General features: G+C 71.9%; 1 protein-coding gene. It reads right to left on the reverse strand.

Annotated features, from left to right (window positions below; translation table 11 throughout):
- Positions 1-83 precede the first annotated feature (83 nt).
- On the reverse strand, positions 84-3,353 hold a 3,270-nt coding region (locus tag AC08ON_RS11435; protein WP_476616938.1), incomplete at its 5' end, for a helicase-related protein.

Genomic DNA, 3,353 nt, shown 5'->3' on the forward strand with positions numbered 1-3,353 from the left:
GGCCGGCGCCACCCCGGCCGGGGTGGCGCCGGCCGGGGTGGCGCCGGCCGGGGTGGGGTGGCGCGGCGTCGAGACGGCCGCCATCAGCCGCGCCGCCCGGGGCCGAACACGTTCGGGTAGTACGCCACGATCTTCCCCCACTCCGCGTCATACCGGAACCGGACGACCAGCCACCCCAGGTCGGCCAGCCGGTCCTCGGCGTCGGCGTCCCGCGCGGCCGCGGCGGCGGCGTCATGGTGCGGACCGTCGACGAACACGGCCACCGCCCCCGACGGCAGCCGGTAAACGAAGTCCGGCCGCGCCGCCGCGTCCGATACAAGCATTTGCGTCGCGTCAGGTAACCGATAACCCTCTTCGCGGAGGAATGTTACAAGTTGCCGCTCCAACCCCGACCCCGCCCGCTCGCGCAACGCCTCCGCGTGCCCCTCTGCGCCGCCCGCGTGGCCGTGCCGTGGCTCGGTACGGGCCGCCATCAGAGCACGAAGGATCTCGACCGCGGCATGTCGATCGATGACGGTATGGTCGGACTGATTGCCATAGGAGAGCAGGCAGTCGTAGCAGCCCCGTTCGCAGCGTTCCCGCGCGCCCGGCGCCCGGTCGGTGTCCGCCCCGGTCTTCGGATCGAAATGGACGATGCGCAGCGCCTCCTGCGCCACCTCCGCCAGTGCCTCCGGCTCGTCATGCAGGCGGCGCAGCACGCCCGCGCCGCCCTCCGCGCTCTCGACGAAGAGCATCCGGCCCCGGCCGTCCGGGTCGGGCAGCCGCTGGGACTCCAGCTCCGCGTCCTCAAGCTGGAACAGCGCCTCGATGCCGCGTTCGAGCGCGTACCGCACCGAGGTCGCCACCTCGTCGGGGACCGGCCGGGCGAGCCGGACGACGGCGATGTTGCGCCGGTCCTCCACGTACGGGATGATCTTGCGGGCCCGCGGGTCGTCGGCGAACTCGTCAAGGCCGGATTCCTCCTCCGTGAGATCCCCGGCCCGCAGCTCGCCGGCCCGTCTCTCATTCAGCCACCGGCCGTTGACGGTGTCGAGCCAGTAGCCGACGTCGTTCTTGTCCGCCCGCCGCCGCAGGCCCTGGTTGATGATCCGGATCGTCGCGGTATCGCCGTAGACGAACTCGGCGAGATCCTCCCCATCCGGGCCGCGCACGTCCGCGGCGAGCCGTCCCGGCCGGACCCCGTGCCGGCTGAACCGGAAAGTGGTGAGCAGGTCGAAACCGGCCCGGCGGCGCTCCTCCTCGTCGGAGGAGATCCGCCGGCGATGGGTGGTGGTCACCGTCTGCAGGTGCATGAGCCCGGCCCGGCCGCCGCCCAGCGCCACGCCACACTCCTCGCACCGGTTCACAGCCGCGTCGCGATGATGCCAGTAGCCGCAGGACTCGCACAGCCGTGCCTCGATCGTCGCCACCGATCCGGGGACGCCGTGCTCCGAGCCTGGGACCTGGACGCTGATGACCTGGTACCGCCCACCCTCGTGATAGATCAGCGCGCCCGGGCCGAACTCGCCGACCGCGATGAACCGGGGCCGTTGGATGTAGGACCCGTCGCCCCGCCGGCTGCCGGGAATGTAGGCGGCCAACGGCAGCCGGGGGAAGGAATAACCCGGCAGAAAACCCTCGGACGCGAAGTAGCGGTAGGAGTAGAAATCACTGAAGAGCTGCTGGTCAGGGGAGTCGTTGGTGAGCAGGTACAGGCGCTGCTCGGCCTCGTACCGACGTCGGCGCGCGGCCGCCCGTGCCTTCGACTGGGTGGATCGGTCGAGCACCCGGCGGTTCTGCTCCCGCTGGTCGGCGATCGCCTGCCGGTACATCGCCCGCCACCGGTCGCACGCTCCGTCGAACGCGAGGAACGCCCCGTTCACGACGTCGGGTATCCACCGGTCGTACCACCAGGGGCTGTTCTTCGTCTCCTCGGCGAGCACCGCCTCGGCCCGCCGCACCGTGCGGGCCCGCACGGCGGGGTCGTCCAGGTGAGCGGCGAGATCCTCCCGGATCGGCAGTGGCAGCTCGCCGCGTGGGCCCTCGGCGGTATCGAGGACGTCGGTGAGGCCGCGGTGCAGGTTCGCGCCGCTCTCGGCGAGCCAGATGGCATGTACGTGCGAACGGACCAGATCCTCGTTCGCGAGGTCGAGCCGGGGCAGGGTCACGCGACCGGCGACCATCAGCTTCGACCGGCGGAAGTAGTACTGGTCGTGCGCGCTGCCGGTGGAACAGTAGGTCGTCACGAGCGCCGGCTGGCCGCCGCGCCCGGGCCGGCCCGAACGCTGCGCGTAGTTGGCCGGGGTCGGGGGGACGTTGCGCATCATGACGGCGTTGAGGTCCGCGATGTCGACGCCGAGCTCCATCGTCGGCGAGCAGTAGAGCAGGGGCAGCCAGCCCTCGGCCGGGTCGCCCCCGCGGCGGAACGCCTCCTCCCGGTCCTGCCGCTGCTGGGCCCGGACCTGGGCGGTGTGCTCGCGGGCGACGATGCCGGCGAGCTCCGCGGCGGCGTGCGAGTACAGATCGCGGAAGAACGGGTTGACCCGTGCGCCGACGGTGTCGTCGACCACGCGGCGCAGCGGGTCCTCCGCGCCACGTCGACCGTTCCCGGCCCGCCAGATGAGCGCCGACGCCTTCACCCGGTAGCCCGCCGGGCCCCGTTGAGCCCGCGCGTAAGCCCGCGCGCCACCGCGGGCCGGCCCGGTGACCATCACCTGCCCGATCAGGCCATGGCGCTCCAGCACCGTGAACAGGTCGTGGATCACGGCCTCGGCGTCGTCCAGCCGGATCCGGCCACGGTGGCGCGGGAACTCGTGCGGTCGGCGCAGGTAGCGGCCGAACGCACCACGACCGGTGACGTGTACGGCGTCCCGCATGCCTCCCCGGCCGCCCGGGAATGGATAGGAGGTGCGTTCGAGCACCCGCGGCTCGTCCCCCGACACCGCCCAGACCCCGCGTAGCAGATGGTCGGATGTCTGGACGATGCGCTCGTGGCCAGGCTGGGTGAGGGCGTCGACGTCGACGTCGAGCGCCCGGCGCATCTCGTCCAGCAGGATGCGGGCGAGCAGCGCCCGGTGCTCGGGATCGTCGTCGCGCAGCAGGGCATGGGTTGCCGCCCACGACGCCTGGTGCTGGGCGATCTCGTCCAGGTCCACGTAGTCGAAGGTGATGAGGCCGGTCTGCTCGAGGTTCGGCATGGTCACCCGCCAACCTCGTTCGAGGTCGGCGTAGACGCGGTACCCGATCGCCGCCCGCAGCGCCCGCAGCACGTTGTCGCGCTGGCTGAACACCGGCTCCTCGATCGCGGAGAACGACCGCATCGGCAGGTCCAGCGCATCGGTAACACGCTCGGCAACCGAGTCGAACCGCAGGCC

It is taken from the genome of Frankia sp. CoWAU3, assembly GCF_977971855.1.